The sequence below is a fragment of the Pseudomonas sp. FG1 genome (assembly GCF_034313875.1).
Classification (GTDB): domain Bacteria; phylum Pseudomonadota; class Gammaproteobacteria; order Pseudomonadales; family Pseudomonadaceae; genus Aquipseudomonas; species Aquipseudomonas veronii.
In genome coordinates, this window is the sequence record NZ_JAVIWP010000001.1 from 1 (window position 1) to 13,603 (window position 13,603).

Consider the following 13,603-nt stretch of genomic DNA (forward strand, 5'->3'; position numbering starts at 1 on the left):
GTATACATACACGTATATGTGTGTGTATACAGAACACACACATATATATATATATATATATATATATATATATATATGTATCACAAATGTACCCACCCACCCACCTACCACCCACCCACAAAAGGAAAGGCATCCGTAATCAATGCAAACAACGCAATCAAACATCCTGCCCAGACCACACTCTCCCCCACGCCACCGCCGCCCCCCCCTCCTGTCACCGTGGGGCACACAGCAATGGGCAGAAGGAAGGAACACAACAGAATGTGTGGGTGGGTGGGGGAGGGGAACAATAAATGTAATAATAAGAACTCATCCATAGAAACATCCACCATAAAAAAAAAAACTTGCAGGTAGAATAAATGGGTAAATTTTTTGTGTGTGTGTGTGTGTGTGTGTGTGTGTGTGTGTGTGTATATATATGTTATGTTTTTTCAATGTAGAATTGAGATCCCCCTGGTTCCTGGACTGTATATACCTCCAAGTGATTCCATTGAACTGCATTATTTACAATATGGGAAATAAATTTTACCTGTGTCATCTTTAATGCTGCTCTTTGTGTTTCGAGTAGCTGAATATCATCTTTTGGAAGTCTAAAATTTAACTGATTACTTTTTCTTTCTTTATCACTCATACAATCCTCCATATTGATTGCTATACATTTTTCAAACGTAGTGCGAGGTAAATCGAGACGTAAACGTTAGTGCCATGGTTGAACTGAAGGGAACTTGCATATACGATTTACATTGTCTTTCGCCCATGGTAATGTTTTCGAACTACTAATATCAAGTTAACATATATTAAAATGTTTTCAAGTTGTATAGCTTTCAATAAGCCAGATAACAAAGAATGAAAGTGTATATAAACGCAGAAACGGCGCAACGTATAGCAACGTATAGCAGGCATTAAAAAGGCCACCTAATTAGGTAGCCTCATGAATGATGACAACAATAAAAAATTATACTGAGAATTTATATTGTAGGTGTTTAACAGCATCCATTTTAGATGCTGGGGTTGGGCCTTCCGAATATCTATCGAAAGTCATTCTTAGCAGTCCATCAGCTTTGTGGCCAACCAACGAAATGATGACAAGGTTCTTAACATCAGCACGCTCTAATGTAGTGATTACAGTTTTGCGAATGCTATGGAAAACACATTTTTTATCAAAACCTAAATCTGTCTTGAAGATTGAAAATTGATTACCTAAACCTTTCGATTTGGTTTCATACTTCCCACCTTTGCTTGTCTTCAACAAATACCCATCGTCCGATGAACTAACAAGCCGTTTGACCGTTTCCATGAGAACCGGATGAATTGGCACAAAACGAACGGATGCTTGTGTTTTACCTTCTGTAATATGAAAACAATCCACACCATCCTCTTTAACAACTGACGATGTTTTTAAACGGCATATTTCTTCAATGCGTGCTCCCGTATAGGCCGCTATCTTAATCAAATCGGCTAATTGACGCTTTCCTTTTTCAACTGCTTTACTATGCAAGGTTTCAACCTCTTCCGCCGTAAAAGCACGTCTTTCATCTTTTTTGAGTGTTCCACGTCTAACTTGGCTCAATTCATGACTTTTGAAAGGATTGATTGGATAACGTTCTTTGAATGGTGGTTCTTTTTTAATCAAGAAATTATAGAAGGCATTAAACGAAAACAAATATTGTTTCTTTGTCTTCGATTCCAGATTTTTTGAAATCAAGAATGAAGCAACTGCCTCATAATCCAGCAATAAGTCCTCAGCTTTCAAAAAGGCATCAAGTGCTTTAATTCTCTTTATATGTCTATCAACTGTATTCAAGTCTACTTTTCGTTGATTTAATTCATAGTTATAGAAACCATCAAGGCGACTTTTGAAAAATGGGGTTTTTGGTGAGTAGTCCGAACGACCTGCTGCAATATCAATTGCTTCATTAACAAGGTCGATGCTTAACTTCTTATCTTGTGTATATTGGATTACTTCAAAACCCATTTTTGTTTCATTGTTTGCGGGTTTCCCCTTAATTTTATCTTGGTTTATGGCCCTTTGATGCTTTTCAACTATTTGAAGAACATCATCACGGAAATTGCCGATTTCACCCCTACGGGCTTTTTCGATTTCGGTTTTCCACTGCTGCAACCATCGTAGTTTGAAAATATGGGCTTCCGAACGATTGCCAGTTTTGAGGCTTTTAGTCAAAACCTTACGCCCGGAAAAGGCTTCCCGTGCGTCTTCTGGAACGTCCAGACGGACGTAGTAGGTGCCGGATTTCAGGACTAAAAAATCGGTCATAGCAAAAGCCTTCGCTAGTCATTTCTACCCAAAATTCTACCCAAAATTTCTACCCAAAGCCACTGAAAGCCTTTAAACTCGCGGCATTGCTGGGTCTTATGATGTTTTTGAGGGAGTTCGAGTCTCCCTCGGGGCACCATTTGATGTACATAGACGTCCAACGACGGCTAAGCAATACCCCTAGAGCCCGCTAACTGCGGGCTTTTTGGTCTCTGGGGTTCCATCCCCGTCCCTTGCAAGCCAGCCTCTTTTTGGTACATTTTCTGTACAGATTCCAGTTCGAGAACCGGAGGTGTACAGCCATGCCCCTGACCGCCTTGCAGATCAAAGCGTCCAAGCCAGCCGACAAGCAATACACGCTGGGTGATAGTTCGGGTCTTGCCCTTCTGGTTCAGCCTAACGGGCGCAAGTACTGGCATTTTCGCTATACGTACCGGGGTCGACCGGCGCGAATGTCGCTTGGCGTCTATCCGAGCATCTCCTTGCAGGAGGCTCGCGAACGGGCGGCTGAATGCCGGAAGCTGCTCAAGGACGACATCAACCCTGCTGCCAAGCGGCGGGATGACAAGCAGCAGCAACGGGAGGCTGGGCTCAACACCTTCAGGCGAGCTACGGAGTACTGGTATCAGTTCAAGGCCGACTCCGGCCGCAGCCATGCGACGCTAAAGAAGATTCGCGACTACCTCGACAAGGATCTGCTACCGGCACTCGGCGAGATGCAGCTGGAGCACATCACTCGCGCCGACTGCGCGAAGTTGCAGGCCAGCATCGAAAAGCGCGGGGCGTTCAATGTGGCAGACAAGGCTCGGACCTGGCTCAAGCAGATTTTCAGTCAGGCGATTGCACGGGGGTTGTGCGAACACAATCCGGCTTCAGAACTTCATGCCATCGCGTTGGCGCCGCCTCCTCCTGAGCACTACCCGCATTTGCGTGAAAATGAGCTACCCGAATTTCTTCAAGCGCTGAGTAAGACCACCAGCCGGTTGCCGTCGAGGATTGCTTCGTGGATGGCAATACTGACGGCGAGCCGACCGGGCATGGTTCGGTATGCGACGTGGGATGAAATCGATTTTGAAGAAGGGACGTGGACCATACCGGCTGAACGCATGAAGATGCGCCGGGACTATGTCAGCCCCCTGCCCCATCAACTGATCGCGATGCTGATCAAGCTGCACCAATGCACTGGGCGCAGCCGCTACCTGTTTCCGGGTAGTGGTGAGAAACGCCCCGTCATCAGCGAGAACACGATCAATCTGGTGTTTGCCAAGATTGGCTATAAAGGGCGGATGGTGAGCCATGGCGTTCGCCACACCGCGAGCACGCTGCTGCGCGAACATGGGTGGCTGAAGGATCATGTTGAAAGTCAACTGGCGCATGTCGAGGGTGGCATTGCTGGGGAGTACAACCAGGCGCTGTACCTGACGCAACGGCGGATCATGATGCAGTGGTATGCCGATTATCTCGATGCGCTCAGGGTTGGGATTACGGCGAGCCTGCGGGATGAGTTTGATACGCGGGTTAATCAGTTTCTGTCGCGCAAGTCTTCGGAGCTTCTCGGGGTCAACGCGGTCGGTGGTGGCATCAGCGCCTTGGAAGATCAGTGTGGCGCATTTCAGCGCTAACCCGCCAGTAAAATCTCCACAGCTTTGCCTTCCACGCGGGCCCTTTCAAGCAAGGCTGCAAAGCCGCCCTGCTTGAAAGGGCCTCACTTGAAAAATCTAAAAATCAGCGTAACCGTCTTCTAGAAACCACGGATTTCCATAGACGGCTTATGCCATTCACAGCCGCAGAATTCTCGAAAAATCGAGCCTTGACCCTCTCTATCGGCGAGCGTAGAAAAGATCGGGCAAAGCGCTGTCGTTGACAGCAACCCAGGTAGCCAGAACCTTTAAGGCTACGCCACACCGTGGTGGTTCTCCCAAAGTGCGATTAGCGTCCGGCGGCTCGCACGGTCACTCACCGAGTGATGGATGCCCACTTCAGATCATCGCCATTGCGGCAAATACATCCCCCTACCCAGCTGCCCTGCAGCAACCTATCCGCTTGGCCATTTCCTTGCGCCAACCTGCGCCCGTCTCTTTCTTCCGGAAAGAGACGGGCGCTCCTACCACTGCTGCAGCCCAACTCGTACAAGGCTTTGCGGCATTCCCCCTCGTGACAATCGGTGTGACAAACACCGAAGTCACCAGCAACAGCGATCCAGATGATGGTTGCCGCAGCCCAGGGAATGGACTGTACCTGACTGACAGTCAGGCATGCCCCGGTCATCGCTTCACTGCCTTCACCCGACTCAGGATCTCGAGGCATTGGTCTCGTCAGCCAGTGCAGCCTCCACCCGCCCACTTCTTCAGAGGTGTTCAGGAGGCCAGGTCATGAGACGCCCAAGCTCCCGGTCGTAAAGAGCCGCCAGTCCCGCGTTAGTGGACAACCCTCACAGGTCGCAGGGGCCTTGATCCCTGATAACACTCAACATTCTTGGCGGGATGACGTGGGGATAGTTTCAAGGTTTTTTGGCTTCGAGAGGATTTAGATCATGGTACTGGTAGGTAGACGGGATGGACGCAATTTTGGCTATGGGCGACAACTGAGTTATGCCGGGCCGCAGGCATTGCCCGATCTGTTTGGCGGCGGGCATTACGGCACGGTCAAAGCACACAGTGATCGGTGGCAGGCGTTTGTACAGTGGTGTCGCTCGGAGGATGGGCCAGGGTTTAATGATGCGCGGCAGATAGATCGGCAGACCTTGTTGGACTATGCCGGACATCTGCGCCTGCAAGTTGACCAAGGTGAACTCACCAACGCCACTGCGCAAAACCGGTTATCCAGCGTCAACCGGACCATGGCCGCGCTTCGCGGTGATCAATATGTGAAAGTGCCAAGTCCGAGCAAGGCTTTGGGAACGCAGCGCATCACCGTGCGCACGAAAAATCCTCAAGGCCAAGATCACGAACACGTGATACGCATCGTCGAGGCGCTCCGCGAAAAGCATCCGCGTGCCGCCGCCATCGGACAATTGGTACGCGCCACCGGCATGCGCCTGCGCGAGGCCATTTTGGCCGACCTACCGCGCTTAACACGTGAGGCCGAACACTACGACAAGATCAACATCCAGGAAGGCACCAAAGGTGGCCGCGGTGGTGCAACTCCACCTCGCTGGATCATGGTGGATGATCATATTCGCGACGCACTCAGGTACGCCGAACAGGTCTCTCCCAAGGGGAGCCGCAACCTGCTGGCACCGAATGAACGCTACCTCAGTTTCCAACAGGAAGTCGTCCGGCCGGTGCGGGAAATTCTCCACAGCCACGATCTTAAGGGCTTTCACGAATTGCGGGCGGCGTACGCGTGTGAACGTTATCAGCAGATCACTGGTCACCCTGCGCCAGTTAACGGCGGGAGGTTTAACCGGCGTGACCCACAGCTTGATCGGAAGGCTCGCCTGGTAATCAGCTACGAGTTGGGTCACGGTCGAGTCGATGTAGTGTCCGCCTACATTGGAGGTCGAGTATGACCAAACCGTTTGATAAGGAACCTGAATTCAACACATAAGTGCAACGCTCACCCCTGCATAAACTTCGTACGGCGTCTTCCAGCCCAGGCGTTTTCGCGGGCGTAAATTGATCTTCGTTACCACGCGACTGACCGCCTCGACGGTCAGCTTGCTGAAGTCGCCGCCCTTGGGAAAATACTGCCGGAGCAGGCCGTTGGTATTTTCATTAGTGCCTCGCTGCCAGGATGAATAGGGTTCTGCAAAAAAGACTTGGCACTGGCTCCGATGCGCAATGCGTTCATGCCCGGCAAACTCCTTCCCGTTATCCAGCGTCAGCGTGTGAACAGCATGCCCCTTGAGCAACAGATTGATCGCCCGCGTTACCTGCCGGCGCGTCCTGCGCTTGACCGGATAGGCGCTCAGGTAGCCGCTTTTACGATCAACCAGCGTGACCAGATTGCCGCCTACGCCATGCACCGTGTCACCCTCCCAATCACCTAGACGCTCGCGGGCTTCGACCTCAGCAGGGCGCTCGGTTATCGATACGCGATTACGCAACTGTCCGCGCCGGTCGTGGCTTCCGTAGCGTTTTCGGTACAGCTTCCTGCGGTGCCGCAAATACTTGTATAACTCGCCACCTGCGTGTTTGTCGGTGGCGATAAACCGATAAATCCACTCGTGACTGACCGCGCGCTCCGGCTGCTCTTGCTTCAGGCGCTGAGCAATCTGCTCCGGGCTCATACCGTGTTTTAGCCAGAGCGGCAGATAATGGCTGAACCACGTTAATGGCTTGCAGTGCTTGCGCGCCTGCGCTCGACGGGCATCACTTTCATGGGTCGCAGCAACCGCTTTGTAGGTCTTCTGGGAGCTGTTGCGGCGAACCTCACGACTGATCGTCGAGGGATGTACGCCAACCTGTTTCGCGATGCTTGCCTGGCTTTTTCCGGCGCTCAGACCGGCCTCAATCTGGTAACGTTGGCCCTGAGTCAGCTGCCGGTAATGCGTAGTCATCTGCGCTTGAATCCTTCGGTGTGAGAGCCTGGATTCTACCGGTGGCTGACTCTCTGCCTATCGTTTCAAACGTTGCACTTATTCTATGAATTCAGGGAAGTATTCCTGGCTGGGGCGCTGACGGGTGCTCCAGCGTCACATAAGCCAGGCCAACGCTATTCAGGCAACCATCCCCAACCGCCGGGGCCGAGATGATCCATGGAGGTGGCAACGAAAGCATCTTACGTGGTTCGTCAGTTCACATCTGACGTCGCATGCGGAGTCGACACGCGATTACATCCTGCTGACTATATGTTTGATCGAAAAACGCATGGGCAAAACCTGGCGGCTTTGAAGCGGACTCAAGCTACTTGACCGCCCTATAACCCGTCGCAACCTTTCCTTAGCTGTCAGTGGAGAAGGACAGCTTCAACTGCAGTCATTCAGCTCGGCAGCTTCAGCTAGCGTGGTAGAAAGCAATCAAAGCCATTGACGCGCGCTCCCCAACTATTATCGGAACAAGGTCACGCAAGCGCTACCGACGTAGGGCTTTCCCGCCGTTCGCGCCTTGTGGCATATTGCCATTGCTCACTGCTCGCTTGCGCTGAGATCGAGAGTCATCGAAACGTACACAAGGCGGGCACTCGGTCATGGACGGCCCTCAAACCTCCATGCTTCGCCTAGGCAATGGAGGAATTGATGGTTAGTTCGGCAGGAAGCGTATCGCCTTTCGCAAGCTTCATTGTGGCACTTGTTAAGCAACCGCAGACTACTATAGACACGATTGCAAAATCAGTGCTATCCGCGATCAAGCCCTCCGCAGGATGGGTGCAGTCGAAGCAGTTGGCACTGCCGGGAAACTCGCATACGTCGGAAGAGCTTGCATTTCATTTGATCGAACGGAGACTGACAAGCTGGGCTGGCGGAAACAACGTGAAAGACCGCTTAAATCACCTCATCGCCTTTTTCATGCTTGATGATTATATTGCAGTATATGTTAGCGACAGCGACCTCAAGGCATATTTGCACGAGTCTTTGTCGCTAGATGAAATCCCAAACCTAAGCCCGGTAGACGAGGCGGTTCTCATTTCAGCGTTTATTCAGGGAAATGCGCTGCGTACATTGTGGCTGGGAGGCACGCACCGGAACGTTCCGGTAAAGCCAAATAGCAAGATTCTTAGCGGTGAATCCTTGGGTGATGCGATAGATCCCTTTGGGGATAATACTTTCATTGCAGGTGCTGTCCGCTCAACTGCTGCTGGTGTAAGTTTGAAGCGTAGTGGCGTTTGGTTTGGGCCGAAGAAGAATTGGGCGGACTTTTCTGATACTGCAAACGGGTTGCTAACTACTCTAAAAGCGTCCCACTCAAAGGCACCCAACGATACTACTATACATATTGGTCTCGCCAATAGTGTCTCGAGCTTCAACAAGGTGGGCCAAATATATTGGATCGAGTGGACCGATCCCGAGACAGTCAAGGGCGCGCGACAAGCGAAAAAAATCAGTAAATTGCGCAGCGCCTATGAGATGCGCTTGACATCATCACAGCCAAAGGCTGTAGATATAGAACTTGAGGTTGTTTGCAGGAATACAGGGGCGACCCAAGTTTTCGAGCTCAAGCCTAGCATAAAAAAACGTAAGGTTTGCGTTAAGATCTTACCAAGTAAAATCGCGCCGGAGTTTTCCTATTGGGTTACAGAGGTAGAGCGCGATGCGGAGGTGTTGCGCCTCCTCTACGCTGATGGACACACTGTTGTGTATGCGACACTTTGCTTACCTCCTGTCGTCGATAGAAAGTTCGATATGGAGTTCCTAGACTTTGCGCCTTCCGGCTTCAATTACGATGTTACTATGGAAAAGCCTCCAGGGACACCGCCACCACTCCACAAAATTTACGACATAAATGACATCAGTCTCTTTAAATGGATAGCGAATGAGGGGCTGGCGCAGATGGGCTTGCAGTCGCCGTCTCCTGGTACCTGCTGGCTATACTGTGACGACAGGTCTAAGGAGGTGGCCGACTTCATTCATGTTCACAAACCAACAAGTGGAACGCCGTTGGTGACGATCATTCATGCCAAAGGCGCAAACAGTGCCTCAAATACACGTCAGGTCTCGCCCGGGGCGTATGAGCTTGTAACGGCACAAGCTATCAAAAACCTCAAGAGAATCTCGGCGCGCTCAATAATTAGCGATGTACAAGCGATCCTCAAAAAATCTACAGACAGAGTCTGGGATCAGCCTTGGCGCGTTGATTTACAAAGCTCGGCCGCTGCCAAATCGGATTTGGAGGTTGCGCTCACCAGCATGACGCAAGATTGTGACTATCAAGTCATTATTGTTCAGCCGCACGCGTTAAAAAGTCAATTTCATAGCACCGGAAAAAAGAATATCGGTGCCCTACAGTTGCATACGTTATTGTTGGGTGCGGAAGCATTGGCGCATTCTGTATCCGCAAAATTTCGAGTGATATCCGACAATCGCTAAGTTTTATTAACGAGCCCGCGGCGTTGCCTGCTAACTACGTTTCAAAACCTGAGCGAAAGGGGGCTATTGAGTGACGCCTTAGGCATGGCAGCACTCCCGTCCATGATCACTTTTTTGCCTTCGGATATGTAATAGCTAGTTGCGTTCAGGGCATCGCACGGTTGATTATTTCATCACGAAAGGCTAGCCGAGCAGATCAAGGCTTAAGAACGAGTAATGAATGACTGCAATCGATAGCTGCCCTTCGTAACTGGCCGTTTCGTCATTGAATGGCGGGCTTGAGAAGGTTAGGAGTCTTCTCCACAATCGGTTATAAGGTAGAGTACGGTCTATCCTGAGATCCGAGCACCTCCAAAATGCCTGAGACCTTCCAAGGCAGCTGCCTCTGCGGTGCCATTCAGTTCGAAACTCTTTCCCGCCCCAAAGCGCTATCTCACTGCCACTGCAGCCAGTGCCGCAAGAGCCACGGCGCAGCCTTTGCTAGTTATGCGAGCGTGCCCCGTGCCGACCGGCGCCTTGCCCAAGGCGAGGACCGCATCACCTCCTACGCATCCTCCGAATCAGTGCTTCGCCAATTCTGCGCCCAATGCGGCTCAACACTCTTCTGGTCGAAAACCAAGGGGCACCACGCCGACTGGATTTCCATAGCTTTAGGTACATTCGACACGTCATTTACTTCCGACAAGCAGAAACACATCGAAGTGGCATCCAAGGCACCCTGGTATAAAATCCAAGATCAATGACCACAGTCAGAGTGGACTAACCCTGCATCTCGTCGGAAACTCATCCAACAATAAACAGCGAGTTCCACACACTTCCAATAACCGTCAAAAAACATGCCAATTTACGTTTTTCTGTACACAAAAATATGTACAGCGTAATTAACCTTGTACAATCAAATAATTAACTCTAATATTGAGTCTCCCTCGGGGCACCATCTTAAAAAAAGACCTTGAAATTCAAGGTCTTTTTTTTCGCCTGTCGAAAAGTGGGCAACCAGCAAAACCCCTGACCAGCGCAACATCAACTTGAAACACAGCCCCTTGTGGGAGCTGGCTTGCCTGCGATAGCGTCAGCCGCAACACCCTCAAACCACCAGACTAACTACCCGCCACTTCACCCTCCTCCGTCACCCCATTGGCCAACATCCCATTCGCCAAATCATCCACCACCGCCTTCGCCATCTCCCCCAAATAATGCGCCGCCCAGGCATAACGATCCGCGCCCGTGTCCATGGCGGCATCCAACGCCAGCAGTTTTGAACAGTGGAGAAGTTCGGAGGCATGCTCCAGCGCATCGCGGATGGGCACGCCGGCGTTCACGCGGAATAGTCGGTGAAGGTTGGGCTGCTTGCCACAGGTGGAAAAGGTGATGACGCCGAGGGTTTTGTTGAGGGGTGGGTTGATCATTGGGCACCTCTTGGATGGGCGGAGGTGTGGGTGGTGGGGTTGTGAGGGTATGGCCTGTCAGAAATGCTCATGATTTTAGCTCCTAATGTCGAGAAGCTGCCACGTTCGTTATCAGGCGAAAGGGTGGCAGCTGTGCGCAGGCTGATAAACCGGGACAATAGGAACCCGGCAGGCCCGAAGGCCTCCCGCGCACAGCCGCCATAACACGGATGTGCGGACGCAAAAAAAGCGTCGGCATGGTGCTGGAGACGCTAGAGCGCCTATTGTTCCACGGGTTATCAGGCCCGGTCACTGAATTTGCAGCGACGACGGAAAGGTAGCGCGGATGGAGGTGGGACTAAAAGGTGGTATCTGTGGCGAAAGGTTTCCGGGATCTGTAAGGGTTAGGCGAGTGTCGACGGAAACAACCGGGGTCTGCCCCCGATTACCTCCGGGAAAACGTGTTGGTTTAATGGGCATCAGAAATGACAGTGTGCGCCGACGCGATGGCTGATATCTTTCCCGCGCGCCCAATCGCGTCCAATCGACGCCGGTCCCATCAATGTCGCCATCTGGCCGGGCGATGAAGCCGTCCAGGCTGACGGCGATGAAAACATGTGCAGTGGCCATCAGGACCTCCTAATTGAAACGACGTTTATTCATACTTGATCATAAGCCGAATAAAAGGTTCGCCTTCGCTGACTGCCGTTCATAGGTACGATCCCATAAGCGCCAAGATGGCAACAGGGCCAAGCTAAACCGTTTCTATGAACTTAGAGACTGTTGAGAGTGCCGTCGCGGTCGTTGAACTCCCATATTATTCTTTCTCCAGCGTGACGCGCCCAAGTCTACTTGGTGAGCGACGACATTGAGGCATTTCAGCCCTTTTTGATTTTTCAGAGTTTGACTCTAATTACCCTAGGTCACACGAAGTTGAAAGTACTGTCAGATACCTCGAAGTCGAGGTCGACGATTCCTTTAAGACGGCGGAACAGATGAAAGTCTGACTATTTATAACGACAGTCGACTCTAAACCGTCGCTATCCGCCCCGGAGCGGTCGATCGAGCCTCGGCCTTAACTCAATCATTCGGCCTGTAGGCGACTCCGCGTGCTAAATTGATATTTTCGAGGCGAGTTACCTTCACGCCAGGTGGTAAGTGCTGTTTGCAAGCCATTCCGACTGGTGACTTAAGGAGCTAGTTTCCTATACAACTGTAGGTAGACCATTATGGAAAACCATCCTGCCCCTGAGAGAGGATATGTATATATCCTCGGGGTTAAAGACATCGAACTTCCGGTGTGCAAGATCGGAAGAACCGCTAGAGATCCTGCTGTTCGCTGTGCAGAAATAAATCAGAGCTCGACGGGTGATTTTCTTTGGGAGGTAACCCATCAGATTGCAGTGAACGACTGCCAGAAGTTTGAGTCGCTGGTTCATACAAAGCTCCTGCAACTCCGACAGAGAAGGCGTGAGTTCTTCAATCTTCACCCGGACGATGCAATTCTTGCGGTTCAATCCATACTCGCGTCGGTATCGGACGTAAGTGCAGTAACCATCATGGAAGCGCAAAAAGAAGACATCGATGTATCAAAAGCGGGTGCTCCTCCCCGCAAACAGTCTACGCGCTCCAGCAGGAACACCCTATACGCCCATCTATTACACGGATTCACCGAATTGCTGGGTATTAAAGGACGACCATTCGGCCAATTAAACAAACCCTCCTTTGGAATTAGTGATGGACACGAAGGAGTTCAATGGAACCTCGCGATATACCCGAACGATGGGAAAGCGCGCGTGGGAGTTAATCTCGAGGGCTTGCAATACAGCGGCTGGCCGATTGCAACGCTGATAAAATCCGAACTGGAAATCCCTGCGTTACTACGACTTGTGCCAGATATACTCGATCCTCAGGACATCACCCTGCGTTTCGCGAGAGACGCGTGGCAGCTAAGTTCAAGACCGAAAATCCTGGAGGACACTTTAGGTGGACGCGAGTTTCGTCTCTCCGAAATCACCGATGGGTTATGGCGTTCAATACTCACCGAAGCCATCGGCTGCCTCAACAAAGACCGGAGCTACCATGGCCGAGCCCGCCAAGCTGTGACCGTGCTGAGAAAGGATGGGGCAGACGCGAATTCGACGTTTATGTTGGTTTCGCCTCACCTGACTATTTGGACTCCAATTGACCCATTGAGCGACTCGATCGAAGCGTTGTCCGCTGCGATTGATCGCTTAAAGCCCGTCCATGAATGGGCATCGAAGGTGAGCGGCGGTTAGGGTCGGCATTTGAAAAAAACGCCAACCAACTACACAATCAACCGGGCGTTTGGGCGTTTTCGCGTCGCGCAATTCCTCCGGGTCGGCGCAACCAAGCGCCGTTTATTGCGACCTTAGCCGACAGAACAATCGGGGAGTGACCCCGATTACCTTAGTTAGGCATTTTTATCCGACCTACGCAGGATCCATGTGAAGAAAGCAAAAGCGATTACCAAAAAGAAATCATCCGGCCGTGGCTTTGAGATGTCCTCGTTTTGTGGGTGGGATGGAGAGACTTTAGTTCTGAACATACTTGGAACTCCGAGCGCCAAAAAGGATGCCATCGGCAAGGCGAAAGGAAGTCAACTCAAGATCAGCGTCACCGCCGCACCCGTAGCAGGCAGGGCGACTGACCATATGGTTAAGTTTCTCGCCCGAGAGTTTGACGTCTCGGTTTCTGACATCACGGTTGTGTTCGGTCGTTTTAATTTGAACAAGCAAATGCGTATAAGGGCGCCCGGAAGCTTACCTGCCGTAGTGGCCAAGGCCCTGTCAGAAGCAGAAAACACCTGACCATTCGCTACGGGCGCGTGCAGCCTAATGAGCCGCCCTGCTGTCATGGACTGTTCCAGTGTCTGCTTGCAATAAAAGGGGGGACTGATTTATTTTCTGCACTAAGCGTCCGCTTCTGGCCGACTTCGGCCTATCGCAACCG

The 13,603-nt window shown here is 51.2% G+C and carries 10 protein-coding genes and 1 pseudogene; 6 read left to right on the forward strand and 5 right to left on the reverse strand.

Going from position 1 to position 13,603, the window contains the following annotated elements; all coding sequences use genetic code 11:
* Positions 1-421 precede the first annotated feature (421 nt).
* Positions 422-631 (reverse strand): hypothetical protein, encoded by a 210-nt coding sequence (locus tag RGV59_RS00005; protein WP_322246816.1) that lies wholly within the window; start codon positions 629-631, stop codon positions 422-424.
* 324 nt (positions 632-955) lie between these two features.
* On the reverse strand, positions 956-2,275 hold the full coding sequence (locus tag RGV59_RS00010) for a DUF6538 domain-containing protein (protein WP_028624202.1): 1,320 nt from the start codon (positions 2,273-2,275) through the stop codon (positions 956-958).
* A gap of 302 nt (positions 2,276-2,577) precedes the next feature.
* On the opposite strand from RGV59_RS00010, the gene RGV59_RS00015 reads away from it, so the two are divergent.
* Complete coding sequence (locus RGV59_RS00015) at positions 2,578-3,897, forward strand: tyrosine-type recombinase/integrase (RefSeq protein ID WP_126585456.1); 1,320 nt, start codon at positions 2,578-2,580, stop codon at positions 3,895-3,897.
* 911 nt (positions 3,898-4,808) lie between these two features.
* Positions 4,809-5,786, forward strand: a complete 978-nt coding sequence (locus RGV59_RS00020; RefSeq protein WP_060763657.1) for an integrase domain-containing protein — start codon at positions 4,809-4,811, stop codon at positions 5,784-5,786.
* A gap of 27 nt (positions 5,787-5,813) precedes the next feature.
* Here RGV59_RS00020 and RGV59_RS00025 read toward each other — a convergent pair whose 3' ends face one another.
* Entirely contained in the window at positions 5,814-6,776 is a 963-nt protein-coding gene (locus RGV59_RS00025) for an IS30-like element ISPsme1 family transposase (RefSeq protein ID WP_017846754.1), read from the reverse strand.
* Positions 6,777-7,454: 678 nt separating this feature from the next.
* Between RGV59_RS00025 and RGV59_RS00030 the strand changes: the two genes are divergently transcribed.
* Positions 7,455-9,242 (forward strand): hypothetical protein, encoded by a 1,788-nt coding sequence (locus RGV59_RS00030; protein WP_126585457.1) that lies wholly within the window; start codon positions 7,455-7,457, stop codon positions 9,240-9,242.
* 356 nt (positions 9,243-9,598) lie between these two features.
* Positions 9,599-9,985 carry a GFA family protein gene (locus RGV59_RS00035; RefSeq protein WP_126585458.1) on the forward strand — a complete coding sequence of 129 codons (387 nt, stop codon included), beginning with the start codon at positions 9,599-9,601 and terminating at the stop codon, positions 9,983-9,985.
* A 357-nt stretch (positions 9,986-10,342) separates the two neighbouring features.
* Here RGV59_RS00035 and RGV59_RS00040 read toward each other — a convergent pair whose 3' ends face one another.
* Positions 10,343-10,651, reverse strand: coding sequence for a DUF3077 domain-containing protein (locus RGV59_RS00040; protein ID WP_017846211.1), 309 nt, complete (start codon positions 10,649-10,651; stop codon positions 10,343-10,345).
* 537 nt (positions 10,652-11,188) lie between these two features.
* Positions 11,189-11,260: pseudogene (locus RGV59_RS31630) on the reverse strand (dihydrofolate reductase); the annotation flags it as partial.
* A 599-nt stretch (positions 11,261-11,859) separates the two neighbouring features.
* Here RGV59_RS31630 and RGV59_RS00050 point away from each other — a divergent pair.
* Complete coding sequence (locus tag RGV59_RS00050) at positions 11,860-12,909, forward strand: GIY-YIG nuclease family protein (RefSeq protein ID WP_126585459.1); 1,050 nt, start codon at positions 11,860-11,862, stop codon at positions 12,907-12,909.
* A gap of 189 nt (positions 12,910-13,098) precedes the next feature.
* Positions 13,099-13,461 carry a DUF167 domain-containing protein gene (locus RGV59_RS00055; protein ID WP_197089044.1) on the forward strand — a complete coding sequence of 121 codons (363 nt, stop codon included), beginning with the start codon at positions 13,099-13,101 and terminating at the stop codon, positions 13,459-13,461.
* The last annotated feature ends 142 nt before the right edge of the window (positions 13,462-13,603 follow it).

Bases quoted from the DNA above. Each gene is read 5' to 3' on its own strand.
- RGV59_RS00035 (WP_126585458.1), top strand. From the start codon at position 9,599: ATGCCTGAGACCTTCCAAGGCAGCTGCCTCTGCGGTGCCATTCAGTTC.
- RGV59_RS00050 (WP_126585459.1), top strand. From the start codon at position 11,860: ATGGAAAACCATCCTGCCCCTGAGAGAGGATATGTATATATCCTCGGG.
- RGV59_RS00020 (WP_060763657.1), top strand. From the start codon at position 4,809: ATGGTACTGGTAGGTAGACGGGATGGACGCAATTTTGGCTATGGGCGA.
- RGV59_RS00010 (WP_028624202.1), bottom strand. From the start codon at position 2,275: ATGACCGATTTTTTAGTCCTGAAATCCGGCACCTACTACGTCCGTCTG.
- RGV59_RS00025 (WP_017846754.1), bottom strand. From the start codon at position 6,776: ATGACTACGCATTACCGGCAGCTGACTCAGGGCCAACGTTACCAGATT.
- RGV59_RS00005 (WP_322246816.1), bottom strand. From the start codon at position 631: ATGAGTGATAAAGAAAGAAAAAGTAATCAGTTAAATTTTAGACTTCCA.
- RGV59_RS00015 (WP_126585456.1), top strand. From the start codon at position 2,578: ATGCCCCTGACCGCCTTGCAGATCAAAGCGTCCAAGCCAGCCGACAAG.
- RGV59_RS00040 (WP_017846211.1), bottom strand. From the start codon at position 10,651: ATGATCAACCCACCCCTCAACAAAACCCTCGGCGTCATCACCTTTTCC.
- RGV59_RS00030 (WP_126585457.1), top strand. From the start codon at position 7,455: ATGGTTAGTTCGGCAGGAAGCGTATCGCCTTTCGCAAGCTTCATTGTG.